The sequence below is a fragment of the Pseudomonas sp. LB3P25 genome (assembly GCF_054897985.1).
Genome location: NZ_CM142711.1, coordinates 1,503,882 through 1,521,395 on the forward strand (window position 1 = coordinate 1,503,882; position 17,514 = coordinate 1,521,395).

Genomic DNA, 17,514 nt, shown 5'->3' on the forward strand with positions numbered 1-17,514 from the left:
GCGGTGCATCAGGCAACATCAATGTTGAATCTGAAGACGATTTCGCGAGCAGGCTCGCTCCTACAGGTGTGTTGTCGCGTCAGCCGTGAAGGCGAACCCACACGCCGACCAACACAGTCGCCGTCATCAACCAAGCCACCGCCGCCACAGCGAGCGAAGCCTCGAGCCGCATCCGGTCCACCATCACATACAAGGTCGCCAGGTAGATGAAGTAAGGAATGATCGACCACATCCCAAACACGATGGTGGTCTTCAAGTCCTCAAGCGAACGCCCCTTGCCGACGATGTAATGGGCAATCAGCGCAAAGGTCGGAAACAGCGGCACCAATCCTGCGATGTAATAGTTTTTGGTCCGGGCCAACGCAGCCAGAATCACCACCACCGCCGCGCCCAGGGTTGCTTTGAGGATCAGGTCCATCAGTGGCTCAGCCCGTACTTCTTCACTTTGTCGAACAGCGTGGTTTTGGCCATGCCCAGTTCCAGGCTGGCCTGGGTCAGGTTGCCGCCGCTGCGCTGCAAAGCGTCGCTCAGCAGGTTGCGTTCGAAAGCTTCTACCGCTTCGGCGAAGGCCAGGCCTTGATTGCTACCGCTGGCGCCGGACTTCTTGAAGGCCGGCAGGCCGAGGGCAAAGCGCTCGGCGACGTTGCGCAGTTCGCGCACGTTGCCCGGCCAGTCGTGGCTCATGAGATTCGACAGTGTCTGGTTATCCAGGTCCGGCACCGCGCGGTCGAAGCGCAGGGACGACTGCTGCAGAAAGTGTTCGAACAATTGCAGGATGTCTTCGCGTCGTTCGCGCAGCGGTGGCAATTCGAGGGTCACCACGTTCAAGCGGTAATACAGGTCGCTGCGAAACTCACCAGCCTTGCTCGACTCATCCAGATCGGACTTGGTCGCCGCGATCACCCGGCAATCCACCGCCACACTCTGGTTCGAGCCGAGGCGTTCCAGGGTGCGTTCCTGCAATACCCGCAGCAGTTTGATTTGCAGTGGCAGCGGCATGCTTTCCACTTCGTCAAGGAACAGCGTGCCACCGTCGGCGTGTTCGATCTTGCCGATCCGCCGCTTGCCGGCGCCGGTGAAGGCGTTGGCTTCATGGCCGAAGATTTCGCTTTCGAACAGGTTTTCCGGCAGGCCACCGCAGTTCAGCGCGACGAACTGCTTGGTGTGCCGTCGACTGAAGTCATGCAGGCAACGCGCAACCAACTCTTTACCGGTGCCGGTCTCGCCTTCGATCAGCACGTTGGCTGACGTATCGGCGACGTTGGCGATCAATTCTCGCAGGTTCTGCATGGCTGGCGAGCGGCCGATGATCCGGCCTTCGAGGGAATCCCGTTCCGCCAGTTGCCGACGCAACGAAGAGACTTCCCGCGCGAGGCTGCGTTGCTCCAGCGCACGGCGCGCCACATCGACCAGACGTTCGGGGGAGAAAGGTTTCTCCATGAAGTCATAGGCGCCTTTCTGCATCGCGCCGACGGCCATGGAGATGTCGCCGTGACCGGTAATCAGCACCACCGGCAGGCTGCGGTCGCGGGCCTTGAGTCGGGTCAGCAGTTCCAGGCCATCAATGCCCGGCAGGCGGATGTCGCTGATAACGATCCCGGCAAAGTTGTCGCCGACCCGCTCCAGCGCTTCTTCGGCGCTGCCGACACCCACGCAGGGAATGTCTTCCAGGGTCAGCGCCTGTTGGCAGCCGAGCAGCACATGGGGGTCGTCTTCGACGATCAGCACACTAAGGTCGTTGTTCATATTGGCTCGGCGTGAGTGGGGCTTACCAACGGTAAACTGAGGACGAAGGTGGTACCACCGCTGGCCGGGTGCTCGACACCCAGATGACCACCGGTGGCAGCGGCCAGGCTCGCTGACAGGGTCAGGCCGAGGCCCAGTCCCTGTTCGCCGGGTTTGGTGGTGAAGAATGGTTCGAATAGATGTTTGCGCGTTTCGGCGTCGATGCCGTGGCCGTTGTCGCGTACTCGAAGGCGATATTTGCCATCGAACGCCTCGCCTTCGAGCCACAATTCCGGCAGCGGCTGTGCCTGCATGGCGTCGAGGGCGTTGCCGATCAGGTTGACCAGAATCTGCTCCAGGCGGGTCTGGTCGATCTGCACCTGAACATCGGCGAAGTCTCGGTGCAGTTGCAAATGAGCGCTTTCCACGCGACCACCGAGCAATTGCAAGGCTGCATCCACCGCTTTGCCGAGGCTGGCCTGACCTTTGTCGTCACCGCGGCGAGCGAACGAACGCAGGCTGGCGGTGATCCGGCCCATGCGGTCGATCAGTTCGTTGATGGTCTTGAGGTTGGTGCTGGCAACGTCCAGCTGACCACGCTCCAGAAAACGCACGGTGTTGCCGGACAAGGTTCGCAGCGCCGCCAGTGGCTGGTTCAATTCGTGGGCGATGCTGGTGGACATCTGGCCGATGGCCGCGAGTTTACCGGCCTGCACCAGTTCATCCTGGGCGCGGCGTAGCGTCTCTTCGGCCAGACGCCGTTCGCGGATCTGGCCCTTGAGCCGTTCATTGCTGGCGCGCAGATCAGTGGTGCGTTCGGTAATCCGACGCTCCAGTTGATTGTTGGCTTCCTGCAAGGCTTCCCGGGCGGCCAGGCGCGTGGCAATGACCTTGCGCCGCTCGTTCCAGGCGATCAGCAGAAACGCCACCAGAGCAAACGCCACCGCCACCAGAATCCCCTGATTGATCGCTTCGCGCCGCAAATCCTGCAACGGTGTCAGCAGGGTGAAATTCCATGGTGTGTCGCTCAGCGGACGGGTTTGCGACAGGTAGCTGATGTCTTCTTCATCGGATTCCACTTCGCTGTTGGCGGGGAACGTCAGTTTTTCCTCGCCTTCGGCCAGTTGTTCCCGGGCCAGCGGTTGCAGTTCGTTCAGAGGGAACCAGTAGTACTGAAGGCTGCGGGCCAGTTTTTCCTTGGTCTCGTCGCTCAGCGGCACAACCGATTTCAGGCGCCGTGCCGGATCGCTGGAAAGAATGATGATGCCGTTCTCGTCGCTGACAAAGGCTTCCAGCCGCGCGCGTTGCCAGCGTTCTTCCATGGCTTCGAGGCGGACCTTGACCACTGCGACGCCAATGATCTTGCCGTGTTCTTCCAGGCCATGAGCCAGGTAATAACCGGGTTCGCCGTTGGTGCTGCCGATGCCGTAGAAACGCCCCGGCTGACCGCGCACGGCATTCTGGAAATAGGCGCGAAAGGACAGGTCTTCGCCCAGGTAACTGTCGACGTCGCGCCAGTTACTAGTGGCCATGACGCGGCCGGTGGTGTCCATCACATAGATAGCCCGACTGCGGCTGCGCCGGTTCAGGCCTTCGAGGTATTCATTGACCGTCTGCCGGTGTTCCGGTGACGGGTCGGCCAACAGTTTCGACACACTGGATTCGAGTTCCAGCAGACTGGGCAGGTAGGTGTACTTGCTGATTTCGCTCTCGACAGCACGGGCGTGCAGTTCCAGCTGACGCTGGCCGTTCTCGCTGAGGCTGCGAATCCCGTAGTGTTCACTGACCCAGAAGCCGAGGTAGCCCAATCCGATCATCAGGGCGATGACCAGCGGCGGCAGGAACAGATGGCGAATCAGACGGGGTTTCACGGCGAGTGATGGCGGCGCGGCGCGATAGAGAGTGGGGTCGCATTTCATCACAGATGCCTTGGGTCAACCACAACACAAATCTCCAGACCACCACCGATCCAGTGTGGGAGCGGGCCTTTGTGGTGAGGGGATTTATCCCCGTTCGGCTGCGAAGCAGTCGTCAATCCATTGCATGCGGATTGACTTTGAAATGCTGGGGGCCGCTTCGCAGCCCAACGGGGCGGTGCGACGTTTCGCTAAATCCCCTCGCCACAAAAGCCCGCTCCCACAGGTGGGGAGCGGTGTCTTCCTTCTTAGTGCTGCAGAATCTTGGCGAGGAAATGCTGCGTACGCTCGGCGCGGGCATTGATGTCGCCGAAGAAATCCTCTTTCTGGCAGTCTTCGATGATCTTGCCCTGGTCCATGAAGATCACCCGGTCCGCCACTTTACGGGCGAAGCCCATTTCGTGGGTCACGCACATCATGGTCATGCCTTCGTGGGCCAGTTGCACCATCACGTCGAGTACTTCGTTGACCATTTCAGGGTCCAGCGCCGAGGTCGGTTCGTCGAACAGCATGACGATCGGGTCCATTGCCAGCGCGCGGGCAATCGCCACACGCTGTTGCTGACCACCGGAGAGCTGGCCCGGATGCTTATGCGCATGGGCAGACAGCCCGACGCGCTCAAGCAGTTGCAGGCCTTTCTTGGTGGCTTCTTCCTTGCTGCGGCCCAACACCTTGATCTGCGCGATGGTCAGGTTTTCGGTGATGGTCAGGTGCGGGAACAGTTCGAAATGCTGGAACACCATGCCAACGCGCGAACGCAGTTTCGGCAGGTTGGTCTTCGGGTCGGCGATGGAGGTGCCATCGACCACCACGTCGCCCTTCTGGAACGGTTCCAGGGCATTGACGCATTTGATCAGGGTGGATTTGCCGGAGCCGGACGGCCCGCACACCACAATCACTTCGCCTTTTTTGACCTCGGTGCTGCAGTCAGTCAGTACCTGGAAGTCGCCATACCACTTGTTGACATTCTTGATAGAGATCATACGGCAAACCTTTTTTGCAGACGCTTGACCAGCAGCGAGGCGGCAAAGCTGATTGTGAAGTACGTGAGACCTGCAAAGATCAGGAACTCGTTGGAGCGACCGATGATGTCGCCACTGGCACGGGAGGCATTGAGGAAGTCCACCAGACCGACCGCGTAGACCAGCGAGGTGTCCTGAAACAGGATGATGCTCTGTTGCAGCAGCAGCGGGGTCATCTTGCGGAACGCTTGCGGCAGGATGATCAATCGCATCATCTGACCATACGTCATGCCCAAGGCTTGGGAAGCACCCATCTGACCCTTGGAAATCGACTGGACGCCGGCCCGGACGATTTCGCAGAAGTACGCCGCTTCGAACATCATGAACGCCACGATGCACGAGGCAAACGCGCCGATCGGGGTGTCTTCGCCGGTGATCCAGCGCAGTACGAACGGCACCGCCAGGTAGAACCAGGTGATGACCAGCAGCAGCGGAATCGAACGGAAGTAGTTAACGTAGGCGCCGGCAATGTTCGACAGCAGTTTGCTGTGGGACAGGCGCATCAGCGCCAGGATCGTGCCGAGGATGATCCCGCCGGACACGCCCAGCGCCATCAGTTTCAGGGTCATGACCATGCCGTTCCACAGGCCTGGCAGGGACGGGATGATGCCCGAGAAGTCGAATTCCATCATTTACCCCCTACGGAGATCAGGCCCGGTACGGCCACTTTCTTCTCGACCATGCGCATCAGCAGCATCAGGCCCATGTTCAGGGTGAAGTAGATCAGCGTTGCCAGGGTGAAGGCTTCGAACAGGTTGGCGGAGAACTCGGCGGTCTGTTTGGTCTGCGCGAGCAACTCCATCAGACCGATCAGCGACGCGACGGAAGAGTTCTTGAACACGTTCAGGAATTCCGAGGTGAGCGGCGGAATGATGATCCGATAGGCTTGAGGCAGCAGCACGTTCCAGTAGATCTGCGGCAGCTTGAAGCCCATGGCGCGAGCGGCGGCTTCCTGGCCGCGAGGCAACGCCTGGATGCCAGTACGCACTTGTTCGCAAACTCGAGCAGCGGTGAACAGGCCCAGGCACACGACAACGCTCAGGTACGCCGAGGTGGTCGGATTGAGATCCTGCTTGTACCACTCTTGCAGGTCCGGAGGCAGCAGATCGGGCACCAGGAAGTACCAGATGAACAGCTGAACCAGCAGCGGCACGTTACGGAAGAGTTCGACGTAGCAGGTCGCAATGCCCGATACGATGCGGTTCGGCACGGTGCGCATGACACCCAGAATCGAGCCCAGCAGCAGGGCAATGATCCAGGCCACGACGGCGATGGCGATGGTCCAGCCCAAACCGGCGACGTACCAGTCGAGATACGTCTCGCTGCCCACGCCGGTGGACTTGAAGAACACGCCCCAGTCCCAGTTGTAATTCATTAGGGTCTCCCCTCAGATCGATCGATGTACAAGTGCCCGCCTGGGGAAGCTCCGTTCCCGCCCGACCCAGTGGCCTGTGTGGTCAGTTCTGTCAGCTCAACTTCGGCCCCGGAAGTCCATCTCCTGCGTTGCTGTTCCTCGCCATAGCGGGCTATGACTCGTCACAGCGCCTTGGATATGAACTTCCGGCACCGAATTTGAGCTAACGAACTGACCGTACAGGCCACTATGATCAGGCACACACGAGCGGCTCGACAGCCACCGGTTCGAGTGTTTCCAAAAATGCCAGCAGGGAGTGACTATCCCCTTAAAGGGCAGTGGCCCTCTCAGGGGATAAGGTTAGTCAGAAATCAGGATTTCTTATCGTCAGCCGCTTTATCAGTCGGATTGGCGATCAGGGCCTTGAGCTCGTCGCTCATCGGGAAGTTCAGGTTCAGGCCTTTTGGCGGGATTGGCTGCATGAACCATTTTTCGTAGATCTTGTTGATCTCGCCCGACTTGTAAGTCGCGACGATCGCGTCGTCGACAACCTTCTTGAACGGCTCGTCGCCCTTGCGGACCATGCAGCCGTAGATTTCGTAGGACTGTGGAGTGCCGGTCACGGCCCAGTCATCCGCCTTCTTGGCTTTGGCGGCTTCACCGGCCAGCAAGGCGTCGTCCATCATGAACGCAACGGCACGGCCCGATTCCAGCATCTGGAAGGACTCGCCGTGGTCTTTGGCGGAGATGACGTTCATGCCCATTTGCTTGTCGGCGTTCATCGACTTGAGGATGCGCTCGGACGTGGTGCCGGCGGTGGTCACGACGTTCTTGCCTTTGAGGTCGTCGAAATCCTTGTAGGCGGAGCCTTTCTTGGACAGCAGGCGGGTGCCGATTTCGAAGATGCCGACGGAGAAGGCAACTTGCTGCTGACGCTCGACGTTGTTGGTGGTGGAGCCGCACTCGACGTCCACGGTGCCGTTCTGCACCAGCGGGATACGGGTTTGCGAGGTGACCAGGTTGTATTTGACCTGAAGGTTCGGCAGGTCGAGGTCTTTCTTGATGGCTTCAACGATTTTCAGCTGGATATCGTGGGAGTAACCCACCGGTTTACCGGAAGCGTCCGCGATGTAGGAAAACGGAATGGAAGCGTCACGATGCCCGAGGGTGATAACGCCGGACTCTTTGATCTTCTTCAGGGTGCCGGTGAGTTCGGCGGCGAAAACTGGAGTGCTGATCAGAGCGGCAGCAATGGCTGCGCCCAGGAGATGGGGAACGATGCGCATCAAATTTTCCTCGACATTGTTTTTATATGGAGCCAGTTCATCGGCCCTTTTTGTGCTTTGAATGCTTGCCGGCTCCTGAAGGGTTGGCTCAGCGGACATTCGTCCAAGAGTGTAGAGCATGACTCGTGCCAGGCCAGGTCGAATAGATTAACTTATTGATTTATAAGGGGATTAAATATTTGTGGCGAGGTTTTTGATATTGAAGAATCCGGTTAACCGAATCGACCGCTAGGTCGCGTTCGGAAAACCGAATGCACTGCTTGCACATCCCCTGTGGGAACGAGCCTGCTCGCGATAGCGGTGAGTCAGGCACCATCAATGTTGAATTTGATGTCCCCATCGCGAGCAGGCTCGCTCCCACATGGAGATGTACTTGGCTGGAAGAATGCAAAAAGCCCCTGAACCTTTCGATTCAGGGGCTTTGCTTTAACCGGATTGCCGATCAGGCCGCTTCGATCTTGCGGTTCTGCTCGACCTTGCTCAGGTAATCCGCCAGCTTCTGCTGTTCGGCCGGGGTAGTGAACAGTCCCAGCTTGCTGCGGCGCCATAGAATGTCGTGCGCCGTGGTCGCCCACTCTTCGCTGCACAGGTAATCGATTTCGCGGGTATAGAGACCGCCACCGATGTGTTCGCCCATATCACTGAGACTCTGCACGCCTTCGAGCATGCGCCAGGTACGGCTGCCGTAGGTGGTGGCCCAGCGGCGGGAGATTTCGGTCGGGACCCAGTCGAACTTGTCGCGGATTAACGAACTCAGTGCCTGTGGGGTGGTCATGTCTTCACCGCCCGGCAGGGTGGCGCTGGCGGTCCAGCTTGGCTTGATGTCTTTGAAGTACGGAGCCAGTTGCGCCAGCGCCGACTCGGCCAGTTTGCGGTAGGTGGTCAGCTTGCCCCCGAACACCGACAACAGCGGTGCTTCTTCGCCGGTGCCCGACAGCGCCAGGGTGTAGTCGCGGGTGACGGCTGACGGGTTGTCGGATTCGTCGTTACACAGCGGACGCACGCCGGAATAGCTGTGCAGGATGTCGTCGCGGCTGATCTGTTTCTTGAAGTGGGCGTTGACCACTTTCAGCAGGTAATCGGTTTCGCCTTCGGTGATCGTAACTGCAGCCGGATCGCCGGTGTACTCGCGGTCGGTGGTGCCGATCAGGGTGAAGTGGTTCAGGTACGGAATGGTGAACACGATGCGCTGATCTTCGTTTTGCAGAATGTGCGCGTGTTCGCCTTCGTACAGTTTCGGAACGATCAGGTGGCTGCCCTGGATCAGTCGGATGCCGTACGGCGATTCCATCTTCAGGTCGTCACGAATGAACTTGGCGACCCATGGGCCAGCGGCGTTTACCAGTGCCTTGGCGCGGATCGAAAACAGGCTGCCATCGGCGCGTTCCAGATGCAGGTGCCACATTCCCTTGGTGCGACGGGCGCTGACGCAGCGGGTCTGGGTGTGAACGTGGGCGCCTTTTTCGCGGGCGGCCATGGCGTTCAGAACCACCAGACGCGCATCGTCGACCCAGCAATCGGAGTATTCGAAGCCTTTGGTGATTTCGCTTTTCAGAGGACTGTCCGGGCCGAACTTCAGGCTTTTCGAGCCTTCGAGTTTTTCCCGTTTACCGAGGTTGTCATAAAGGAACAGACCGGCGCGGATCATCCAGGCCGGACGCAGGTGCGGGCGGTGTGGTAGCACGAAACGCATCTGCTTGACGATGTGCGGCGCCTTGGCCAGCAGCACTTCGCGCTCGGCGAGGGCTTCGCGCACCAGGCGGAATTCGTAATGTTCGAGGTAGCGCAGGCCGCCGTGGATCAGCTTGCTGCTGGCTGACGAGGTGTGGCTGGCCAGGTCGTCTTTTTCGCAAAGAAACACCGAAAGACCGCGACCGGCGGCATCCGCTGCGATCCCCACGCCATTGATCCCGCCACCGATGACGGCGATATCGTAGATCTCAGCGAGAGGGGGCGTAGGCAAGGTAGAAGTGGGCATCGGCTAGCCTCGGGCTTTTATGATTTGCGGTATTGGAATTCGAACATTAATGTTCATTTGCGAAAATGGTAGCCCATAAAGTCGCCCACAGCCAGTTAACTTCGATTGAAAATACTGATCGAAGGGCCGTTAAAGGAAAATTTTCGAACATTTAGAGGTGCGGTAAGCCGCGGAAGGTGTGCCGCATGGGCGACCGCATTCGCGAGCAGGCTCGCTCCCACAAGGGTTACGCGGAACCTGTGGGAGCCAGCCTGCTCGCGAAGGCGCCGGTACAGGCGCCCAAAGATGGAGAGGGGATTAAACGACTTCGAGCCGAATCTTGTGCTGGCTCAACAACTGCGCCAGCGCCGGCACAGGCTGCTGATCGGTCACCAGGCAGTCGATCAGACTGATAGGCCCCAGGCGAATCATGGCGTTGCGCCCGAATTTGCTGGAGTCTGCCGCCAGAATCACCTGCCGGGCATTGGCGATGATCGCCTGGGATACCCGAACTTCCTGGTAGTCGAAGTCCAGCAGGCTGCCGTCTTCATCGATACCGCTGATGCCGACCAGGGCGAAATCAACCTTGAACTGGTTAATGAAGTCGACACTGGCCTGACCAACCACGCCACCGTCGCGCCGCACATTGCCGCCGGTCAGCAGAACGTCGAAGTCGTCCTTGGCGCTGAGCATTGAAGCCACATGCAGGTTGTTGGTGATGATCTTCAGGTGATTGTGATTGAGCAACGCCCGGGCGATGGATTCGGTGGTGGTACCGATATTGATGAACAACGAGGCGTGATCGGGGATTTGAGCCGCAATGGCTTCACCGATACGCTGCTTTTCATCGCGCATCTGGTCGGCGCGCATGGCGTAGGCGGTGTTTTCGACGCTGGAATCGTAAGCGGCGCCACCGTGGTAGCGACGCAACAAATTAGCTTCCGCGAGCTGATTGATATCGCGGCGGATGGTTTGCGGTGTAACGACGAACAGCGTAGCCATTTCCTCGATGCTGACATAGCCGCGTTCGCGGACCAGTTCGAGGATTTGCTGCTGACGGGGAGGCAGATTCATGGGGCTTCCTTTGGGCTGCCGTGCAAAATTTGCCCATGATGCCGCAGGAATCTGCTCCCTACCAGTTACAACCCTGCTGTTGGCTTATTCAGCGCCTTCGTGTGGTTCCCAATCGCGGGTGCGGCTGACGGCTTTTTTCCAGCCGGCGTAGAGTTTTTCCTTCGCGGTTTCGTCCAGGGTCGGTTCGAATTCGCGCTCGATCACAGCCTTGCCGCGCAACTCGTCCAGGCTGCCCCAGAAACCGCAGGCCAGACCGGCCAGGTAAGCGGCACCCAGTGCGGTGGTTTCGCGCATTTGCGGACGCTCCACCTGAGTGCCAAGGATGTCGGCCTGGAACTGCATCAGGAAGTTGTTCGCGACTGCGCCGCCGTCCACGCGCAAGGACTTGAGGCGTTCACCGGAATCCTGTTGCATGGCGTCCAGAACGTCGCGGGTCTGGTAGGCAATCGACTCCAGGGCTGCACGAATAATGTGATCCACACGTACGCCGCGAGTCAGACCAAACAATGCACCACGGGCATACGGGTCCCAGTACGGAGCGCCCAGACCGGTAAAGGCTGGCACCAGGTACACGCCGTTGCTGTCCTTGACCTTGTTGGCGAAGTATTCAGTATCGTGGGCGTCGTTGATGATCTTCAGTTCGTCGCGCAGCCACTGAACCGTAGAACCTCCGTTGAACACTGCACCTTCCAGCGCGTAAGCCACTTCGCCGCGCGGGCCGCAAGCGATGGTGGTCAACATGCCGTGCTTGGACTTCACGGCTTTGTCGCCGGTGTTCATCAGCAGGAAGCAGCCAGTGCCGTAGGTATTTTTCGCCTGACCTGGCTCGACGCACATCTGGCCGAACAGGGCCGCTTGCTGGTCACCGGCGATACCGCCGATGGCGATGCCGCTTTTGGTGTGGCCGTAGATTTCCGACGACGACTTCACTTGCGGCAGCATCTCGCGCGGAATATCCAGCACCTCCAGCATCTTCGCGTCCCACTCCAGTGTGTGGATATTGAAGAGCATGGTGCGCGAGGCGTTGGTGTAGTCGGTGACGTGCACCTTGCCGCCGGTAAATTTCCAGATCAGCCAGCTGTCGATGGTGCCGAACAACAGTTCGCCGTTGCGCGCGCGCTCACGGCTGCCTTCGACGTTGTCGAGGATCCACTTGAGCTTGGTGCCGGAGAAGTACGGGTCGGTAACCAGGCCCGTGGTGTCGCTGATGTATTGCTCGTGGCCATCGCGCTTGAGCTGCTGGCAGATCTCGGTGCTGCGGCGGCACTGCCAGACGATCGCGTTGTAGATCGGGCGGCCGGTGGACTTGTCCCAGACCACGGTGGTTTCGCGCTGGTTGGTGATGCCGATGGCGGCGACCTGGTCGTGATGCAGGCCGGCTTGAGCCAGGGCCTCGACCATCACGGCGCTTTGAGTGGCGAAGATTTCCATCGGGTCATGTTCAACCCAACCGGCTTGCGGGTAATGCTGTGCGAATTCGCGCTGGGCGGTGCAGACCACGTTCGCGTCGCGGTCGAAAATGATCGCGCGGGAGCTGGTCGTACCCTGATCGAGGGCAATGATGTAGTTCTTATTCTGAGTGTCGGTCATGTCGATTGCCTTGGACGAAAAAAAGGGAGTGAGGTCCGGCGCGCGATCTTATGGGCAGGATCACACGCCAACGGTATCAAGAAGTTCTTGGTTTGCCGTCAATGGCCGGTGCTGTGTCCTTTGTAGCAGGTAGGGCGCTGGGCAGATGACGGGCAATCAGCCCGCGATAAGCTGCAGCACCGAGGCAGGCACCGACAATCGGTGCAAAAATCGGAATCAGGAAGTACGGGATATCGCGCCCGCCGGTGAAGGAAATTTCACCCCAACCAGCGAAGAAAGTCATCAGCTTAGGACCGAAGTCGCGCGCCGGGTTCATCGCAAAACCGGTCAGCGGCCCCATCGAACTGCCGATCACGGCAATCAGCAGGCCGATCAGCAGCGGAGCGAGCGGGCCCTTTGGCAGTCCATTGTTGTCGTCGGTCAGGGACATGATCACGCCCATCAGGATGGCAGTGATGATCACTTCAACCAGGAAGGCTTGTGCCGTGGTCAACACCGGATTGGGGAAGGTGGAGAACACCGACGCCAATTCGAGGCTGGCCTGAGTGCCACGAACCATATGGTGAGTTTGTTCGTAATCGAAGAATAGATTGCTGTACAGCGTGTAAACCAACAACGCTCCACAGAAGGCGCCAGCGATCTGGGCGAGAATATAGAACGGCAGTTTGCGCTTTTCGAAGTCAGCGAAAATGCTCAGGGCAATGCTGACAGCGGGATTGAGATGAGCCCCTGAAACGCCGGCGGTCAGGTAGATCGCCATGCTTACGCCGATACCCCAGATGATGCTGATTTCCCAAAGGCCGAAGCTTGCACCCGCGACCTTGAGCGCGGCAACACACCCCGTACCAAAAAAGATCAGCAGTGCAGTACCCAAAAATTCGGCCATGCATTGGCTCGAGAGCGACGGTTGTTGTAAAGCAGTTGTCATTGAAAACCTCGTTTTTGTTGTTGTCTGGCGCTTTTTCATGAGGGTCAAAGCGCGATTTTCACCGAGACAGGATCCCCATCCTGTTCTCGGCCTGCTGCTGGGTGCTGCGATAGGAACATTCGTACAGTATTCAGATTCGAAAAAATATAGACAAGAAACGCTGCTGTCAAAGGTCGAAAGTGAACCGTCAGTCACAATCGAACTATTAGTCACATGAATGACCACATCGTTCACGTAGCAGATCGAACATGGACGAACGGCAAAAGGCGCTGCCAAGCCATTGAAATATCGCCGCAATAGAGCCATTTGCCGATCAATGACCTAGAATCCAGCGCAGTATTTTTCTACTGCCGCCCAGTCTGGAGCTGCCATGACCCCCGCATTGGATTTGTTGAAAAAAGTTCGTGCCGAACATCGCGTGCACAGTTACGAACATGATCCGAAGGCAGCTTCCTACGGGCTGGAGGCCGCGGAAAAGTTGGGGTTGGACCCGGCGCAGGTGTTCAAGACTTTGCTGGCGGCCAGCGAGAAAGGTGAATTGCTGGTAGCCGTGGTGCCGGTCGTCGGAAGTCTGGACTTGAAGGGCCTGGCTCACGCTGCGGGCGTGAAAAAAGTCGAAATGGCCGATCCTGCCGCTGCGCAACGATCCACCGGTTACCTGTTGGGCGGGATCAGTCCGCTGGGACAGAAAAAGCGTTTGCGCACGTTTATCGATAATTCGGCGCAGCCCTTCGCCAGCATTTTTGTCAGCGCAGGGCGACGAGGGCTGGAAGTCGAATTGGCCCCCGCGGTGCTGGCCGAACATACCCAGGCGAAGTTCGCTGATATCGGCCGTGCCTGACGCGCACTATCAGCCCGGCGCTGTATGGTGCAAATTTACGGGCTCTGTCACTGGCGCCGCGTTGTCGGCAGCGGCATGCTCGCTGACCTGACATAGGGAGATGGTTATGCAGCTTGAATTTCACCAGGTCGATGCGTTCAGTGATCGACCGTTCAGTGGCAACCCGGCGATGGTCTATCGCCTCGATGCCTGGCTTGCCGATGAGTTGATGCAGAAGATCGCCGCCGAGCACAACCTCGCCGAAACAGCCTTCGTGGTGCGCGAAGGGCAGGGTTGGCACATCCGCTGGTTTACCCCGACCACCGAAGTGCCGTTGTGCGGTCATGCGACCTTGGCCAGCGCTTACGTTCTGTTTGAAATCTATAAAGAACCAGCCGAACGCCTGGACTTCGTCTGCAAGTCTGGCCTGCTGAGTGTGAGCCGTGAGGGTGAGCGCTTGTGGCTGGATTTCCCGGCGATCATGCCATCGGAAGTGGGCGTGACCCTGGATGTCGAGCGCGCGCTAGGCGTGGAAGCGGTTGATGTGCTGGGGTCGAACGAATTGTTCGTAGTGCTGGAATCCGAGCAGGCGGTGCTCGAATGTCAGCCGGACATGGCGGCGCTGGCGAAACTGCCGTGGCCCGGGGCAATTGTCACGGCCAGGGGCAGCCAGCATGATTTTGTGTCCCGCTACTTCGCGCCGGCGATCGGCATCAACGAAGACCCGGTGACGGGTTCGACCCATTGCAGCCTGATCCCGTACTGGTCGGAACGTTTGGGCAAGTCGAGCCTGGCGGCTTGTCAGCGCTCGGCTCGAGGCGGGGAGTTGTTCTGTCGGCTGGAAGGGGATCGGGTGAAAATCGGCGGGAATGCGACGCTCGTTGCCAGCGGAACGTTGATGCTGGGTTAACCGAAATCTATTGTGGGAGCGAGCCTGCTCGCGAAGGCTGCGTGTCAGTTGACGAGGGTGTCGACTGATACACCGCCTTCGCGAGCAGGCTCGCTCCCACATTTGTCCGTGTGTATCAGCTAGCAGTGCTGTGGCGGCGGACACCGGACTCGACGACCGGAATCTGCGCCGCCGTACTGCCCGACGCCTGAAACAGCACCAGGTGTTCAGCCGCGACACGAATGCCGACCTCTGAACCCACCAGATGATCGGCATGGCTCGGGAAAATCGACTCCAGCTGCGCGCCGGTCGGCAACTGCAAGCGATACAGCGTGGACGCACCCTGGAAAGACTTGCCGACAATCCGCGCCTTCAACGTGCTGTCCGGTGCATAAACGATATCGTCCGGACGCAGCAACACATCCACCGCACCGCCAACCGGCCAGGTGTAGGCACGATTACCGCGTAACTCACCCAGTTCGGTCTGCACCGACTCGGGGCTGCTCAGCTGACCGCGAATGAAATAACCCTGGCCGATGAAACTGGCCACAAACGGCGTCAGCGGTTCGTGATACAGGTTGTAGGGCGTGTCCCACTGTTCCAGACGACCTTCCTTGAAAACCCCTACATGATCGCTCACCGCGAAGGCTTCTTCCTGGTCGTGGGTCACCAGAATCGCGCTGGTGCCACGGGCCTTGAGGATATCGCGCACCTCATGGCTGAGCTTGCGTCGCAGTTCGCCATCAAGGTTGGAGAAGGGTTCGTCGAGCAGCAGCAGTTGCGGTTCCGGCGCCAGGGCGCGGGCCAGTGCGACACGCTGCTGTTGACCACCGGACAGCTCATGCGGGAAGCGCTTGCCGAGGTTTTTCAGGTTGACCAGTTCCAGCAACTCTTCGGTGACGCGATCCTTTTGCGGGTGCTTGCGAATCCCGAAGGCGATGTTCTCGGCCACGCTCAAGTGCGGAAACAGCGCGTAATCCTGGAACACCATGCCGATCCGGCGTTTCTCCGGGGCAAGGGTGAAACCGGCGCGGGAGATGGTTTCGCCCGCCAACTGGATTTCACCTTCGTGCACCGGTTCGAAACCGGCAATGGCCCGCAGGGTGGTGGTTTTGCCACAGCCCGAAGAGCCCAGCAGGCAACCGATGTCGCCGGCATTCAAATGCAGGTTGAGGTTCTGCACGACGCGCTGGTCTTGGTAACCGCAGGCGAGGTTGCGCAGGTTCAGCAGTAATGGATGGCTCATGCGTGGTGGTACGCCGGTTCGACGAGAAACTCGAGCAGGGCTTTTTGTGCGTGAAGACGGTTTTCGGCTTGATCCCACGCGACGGAGCGCTTGTCATCGAGCAGGTCGACGCTGATTTCCTCGCCACGGTGGGCCGGCAGGCAGTGCATGAACAGCACGTCCGGAGCGGCCAGGTCGAGCAGGGCGCGGTTGACCTGAAACGGCGCGAACAGCTTCAGGCGTTTGGCGGTTTCCTCTTCCTGGCCCATAGAGGTCCAGACGTCGGTACTGACCAGGTGGGCGCCGCGTACGGCATCCTTCGGATCGCGGACGATGGTGACCCGATCGCCAGCCTTGGCCACGAATTCAGGGTTGGGTTCAAAGCCTTCCGGACAAGCGATGCGCAACTGGAAGTCGAACTGGATCGCCGCTTCTATATAGCTGTTGCACATGTTGTTGCCGTCGCCGATCCAGGCCACGGTTTTGCCCTGGATCGAGCCGCGGTGTTCGAGGAACGTCTGCATGTCGGCCAGCAACTGGCACGGGTGCAGGTCATCGGACAGGCCGTTGATCAGCGGGACGCGCGAATTGGCGGCGAATTCAGTCAGTGTGCTGTGGGAAAACGTGCGGATCATCACCGCATCGAGCATGCTCGACATGACAATGGCGGCATCGCCGATCGGCTCGCCACGGCCCAGTTGGGTGTCGCGCGGCGACAGAAAGATCGCCTGGCCACCGAGCTGGATCATGCCGGCTTCGAACGAAATACGGGTGCGGGTCGACGATTTCTCGAAAATCATCCCGAGCACGCGGTTTTTCAGAGGCTCGAACAGTACGCCGCGGTTACGCAGGTCTTTGAGCTCAACGCCTCGGCGGATCACGCTGACCAGCTCTTCGGGCGTGCAATCCATCAGGGAGAGAAAGTGCCTTGCGCTCATCATTGACTACCTTTTTGCAACAGACCGCAGATACTCAAAGCCTTGTTTAACTGAAAAACGGGCGAGACCTGCGGCGTAAGCCGCACGGGGCGACGAAATAGGGGAAGGCGCGATCTTATAATTAAATGTCGCGTCTTACCAATAGGGCTACGGTTTTTAGGGGATTTCAGAGGGGCTACGGGGTGACCGCAGTAGCGCTTTTGAAGCCTGTTTCCTGACAGCAGCCCGTCATTTGTACACTGGGGTCGCGGGGCTTTGCAATCAAACGGGGCGGGGACGGCCTAGCAACGGTCGGTTTCTGACCTGTCATTCGAAGCATTTGTGCTCAAGATTGGTGAATGTGTCTGGTCTGAAACATTTGCTAATGCAAGGTGGCGGGTTATAACTAATCCACGAACGACGCAGGAAGCCTTCGGAATGGAATCGAAAGAACAACAGTTAATGGAGTTACTCGGCCTTACGGCTCGCTCACTGACCCATCTCACCGCTTCCATGACCTCGATGTCCTTCGAGTTGATGCGCAGTGAAGACGAAGTGACCAAGGCCGCCGGGCGGCGGATGATTGACCGCATGGCAACCATCAGCGCCGGGCTCGACGAGCACTGGCGACTGATCGGCGAACTCACGGGTGTCCATATCGCTCATGAACAGATCGAAACCATTCAGGAAATCCAATTGCAGGCGCCGCCGCCGAACTGATGCCCAGCCGCCATCGGCTGGCCTGATGGTCGCCGATTCACAAGACGAACGTCGCTGGCGCAGCAGTGGGCCAGGCGCCATAGTTTTGTTC

At 59.0% G+C, this 17,514-nt stretch carries 16 protein-coding genes; 3 read left to right on the top strand and 13 right to left on the bottom strand.

The window, feature by feature from the left end:
• Positions 1-79: 79 nt before the first annotated feature.
• The 11 genes from ACYZTW_RS06535 to ACYZTW_RS06585 all read right to left on the bottom strand — a co-directional run bounded on the left by ACYZTW_RS06535 (position 80) and on the right by ACYZTW_RS06585 (position 12,852).
• Positions 80-409 carry a GlpM family protein gene (locus ACYZTW_RS06535; RefSeq protein WP_462005710.1) on the bottom strand — a complete coding sequence of 110 codons (330 nt, stop codon included), beginning with the start codon at positions 407-409 and terminating at the stop codon, positions 80-82.
• 8 nt (positions 410-417) lie between these two features.
• Positions 418-1,746 carry a two-component response regulator AauR gene (gene aauR, locus ACYZTW_RS06540; protein WP_008155247.1) on the bottom strand — a complete coding sequence of 443 codons (1,329 nt, stop codon included), beginning with the start codon at positions 1,744-1,746 and terminating at the stop codon, positions 418-420.
• Positions 1,743-3,644, bottom strand: coding sequence for a two-component sensor histidine kinase AauS (gene aauS, locus ACYZTW_RS06545; protein WP_462004217.1), 1,902 nt, complete (start codon positions 3,642-3,644; stop codon positions 1,743-1,745). Before aauS ends, aauR begins: the two co-directional genes overlap by 4 nt.
• 245 nt (positions 3,645-3,889) lie before the next feature.
• Positions 3,890-4,624: an amino acid ABC transporter ATP-binding protein gene (locus ACYZTW_RS06550; protein ID WP_462004218.1), complete on the bottom strand. Its 735-nt coding sequence runs from the start codon at positions 4,622-4,624 to the stop codon at positions 3,890-3,892.
• A complete protein-coding gene (locus ACYZTW_RS06555) occupies positions 4,621-5,292 on the bottom strand; it encodes an amino acid ABC transporter permease (RefSeq protein ID WP_462005711.1) in 672 nt (223 codons plus the stop codon). The genes ACYZTW_RS06550 and ACYZTW_RS06555 overlap by 4 nt, the downstream gene beginning before the upstream one ends.
• Positions 5,292-6,038, bottom strand: coding sequence for an amino acid ABC transporter permease (locus tag ACYZTW_RS06560; RefSeq protein ID WP_462004219.1), 747 nt, complete (start codon positions 6,036-6,038; stop codon positions 5,292-5,294). Before ACYZTW_RS06560 ends, ACYZTW_RS06555 begins: the two co-directional genes overlap by 1 nt.
• 350 nt (positions 6,039-6,388) lie before the next feature.
• Positions 6,389-7,303, bottom strand: coding sequence for a glutamate/aspartate ABC transporter substrate-binding protein (locus tag ACYZTW_RS06565; RefSeq protein ID WP_140893483.1), 915 nt, complete (start codon positions 7,301-7,303; stop codon positions 6,389-6,391).
• A 442-nt stretch (positions 7,304-7,745) separates the two neighbouring features.
• A complete protein-coding gene (gene glpD / locus ACYZTW_RS06570; RefSeq protein ID WP_462004220.1) occupies positions 7,746-9,281 on the bottom strand; it encodes a glycerol-3-phosphate dehydrogenase in 1,536 nt (511 codons plus the stop codon).
• Positions 9,282-9,578: 297 nt separating this feature from the next.
• Positions 9,579-10,334 (bottom strand): DeoR/GlpR family transcriptional regulator, encoded by a 756-nt coding sequence (locus ACYZTW_RS06575; protein ID WP_007916700.1) that lies wholly within the window; start codon positions 10,332-10,334, stop codon positions 9,579-9,581.
• An 84-nt stretch (positions 10,335-10,418) separates the two neighbouring features.
• Positions 10,419-11,924 (bottom strand): glycerol kinase GlpK, encoded by a 1,506-nt coding sequence (glpK, locus tag ACYZTW_RS06580; protein WP_462004221.1) that lies wholly within the window; start codon positions 11,922-11,924, stop codon positions 10,419-10,421.
• A 76-nt stretch (positions 11,925-12,000) separates the two neighbouring features.
• The gene (locus tag ACYZTW_RS06585) at positions 12,001-12,852 is read right to left on the bottom strand and encodes an MIP/aquaporin family protein (RefSeq protein ID WP_462005712.1); all 852 of its coding nucleotides are present in this window, start codon (positions 12,850-12,852) and stop codon (positions 12,001-12,003) included.
• 370 nt (positions 12,853-13,222) lie between these two features.
• On the opposite strand from ACYZTW_RS06585, the gene ybaK reads away from it, so the two are divergent.
• Positions 13,223-13,693 carry a Cys-tRNA(Pro) deacylase gene (gene ybaK / locus ACYZTW_RS06590; protein WP_007971306.1) on the top strand — a complete coding sequence of 157 codons (471 nt, stop codon included), beginning with the start codon at positions 13,223-13,225 and terminating at the stop codon, positions 13,691-13,693.
• 106 nt (positions 13,694-13,799) lie between these two features.
• Positions 13,800-14,582 carry a PhzF family phenazine biosynthesis protein gene (locus tag ACYZTW_RS06595; protein WP_462004222.1) on the top strand — a complete coding sequence of 261 codons (783 nt, stop codon included), beginning with the start codon at positions 13,800-13,802 and terminating at the stop codon, positions 14,580-14,582.
• A gap of 115 nt (positions 14,583-14,697) precedes the next feature.
• On the opposite strand, the gene ACYZTW_RS06600 is transcribed toward ACYZTW_RS06595, so the two are convergent.
• Positions 14,698-15,807, bottom strand: coding sequence for an ABC transporter ATP-binding protein (locus ACYZTW_RS06600; RefSeq protein ID WP_462004223.1), 1,110 nt, complete (start codon positions 15,805-15,807; stop codon positions 14,698-14,700).
• Positions 15,804-16,724: an ornithine carbamoyltransferase gene (gene argF / locus ACYZTW_RS06605; protein WP_129438034.1), complete on the bottom strand. Its 921-nt coding sequence runs from the start codon at positions 16,722-16,724 to the stop codon at positions 15,804-15,806. Before argF ends, ACYZTW_RS06600 begins: the two co-directional genes overlap by 4 nt.
• A gap of 417 nt (positions 16,725-17,141) precedes the next feature.
• On the opposite strand from argF, the gene ACYZTW_RS06610 reads away from it, so the two are divergent.
• Complete coding sequence (locus ACYZTW_RS06610; RefSeq protein ID WP_462004224.1) at positions 17,142-17,423, top strand: hypothetical protein; 282 nt, start codon at positions 17,142-17,144, stop codon at positions 17,421-17,423.
• The last annotated feature ends 91 nt before the right edge of the window (positions 17,424-17,514 follow it).

What these genes read in the sequence shown, in the direction of transcription:
- aauR (WP_008155247.1), bottom strand. Translation starts at nt 1,746, where the DNA reads ATGAACAACGACCTTAGTGTGCTGATCGTCGAAGACGACCCCCATGTG.
- aauS (WP_462004217.1), bottom strand. Translation starts at nt 3,644, where the DNA reads ATGAAATGCGACCCCACTCTCTATCGCGCCGCGCCGCCATCACTCGCC.
- ACYZTW_RS06550 (WP_462004218.1), bottom strand. Translation starts at nt 4,624, where the DNA reads ATGATCTCTATCAAGAATGTCAACAAGTGGTATGGCGACTTCCAGGTA.
- ACYZTW_RS06555 (WP_462005711.1), bottom strand. Translation starts at nt 5,292, where the DNA reads ATGGAATTCGACTTCTCGGGCATCATCCCGTCCCTGCCAGGCCTGTGG.
- ACYZTW_RS06560 (WP_462004219.1), bottom strand. Translation starts at nt 6,038, where the DNA reads ATGAATTACAACTGGGACTGGGGCGTGTTCTTCAAGTCCACCGGCGTG.
- ACYZTW_RS06565 (WP_140893483.1), bottom strand. Translation starts at nt 7,303, where the DNA reads ATGCGCATCGTTCCCCATCTCCTGGGCGCAGCCATTGCTGCCGCTCTG.
- glpD (WP_462004220.1), bottom strand. Translation starts at nt 9,281, where the DNA reads ATGCCCACTTCTACCTTGCCTACGCCCCCTCTCGCTGAGATCTACGAT.
- ACYZTW_RS06575 (WP_007916700.1), bottom strand. Translation starts at nt 10,334, where the DNA reads ATGAATCTGCCTCCCCGTCAGCAGCAAATCCTCGAACTGGTCCGCGAA.
- glpK (WP_462004221.1), bottom strand. Translation starts at nt 11,924, where the DNA reads ATGACCGACACTCAGAATAAGAACTACATCATTGCCCTCGATCAGGGT.
- ACYZTW_RS06585 (WP_462005712.1), bottom strand. Translation starts at nt 12,852, where the DNA reads ATGACAACTGCTTTACAACAACCGTCGCTCTCGAGCCAATGCATGGCC.
- ybaK (WP_007971306.1), top strand. Translation starts at nt 13,223, where the DNA reads ATGACCCCCGCATTGGATTTGTTGAAAAAAGTTCGTGCCGAACATCGC.
- ACYZTW_RS06595 (WP_462004222.1), top strand. Translation starts at nt 13,800, where the DNA reads ATGCAGCTTGAATTTCACCAGGTCGATGCGTTCAGTGATCGACCGTTC.
- ACYZTW_RS06600 (WP_462004223.1), bottom strand. Translation starts at nt 15,807, where the DNA reads ATGAGCCATCCATTACTGCTGAACCTGCGCAACCTCGCCTGCGGTTAC.
- argF (WP_129438034.1), bottom strand. Translation starts at nt 16,724, where the DNA reads ATGAGCGCAAGGCACTTTCTCTCCCTGATGGATTGCACGCCCGAAGAG.
- ACYZTW_RS06610 (WP_462004224.1), top strand. Translation starts at nt 17,142, where the DNA reads ATGGAATCGAAAGAACAACAGTTAATGGAGTTACTCGGCCTTACGGCT.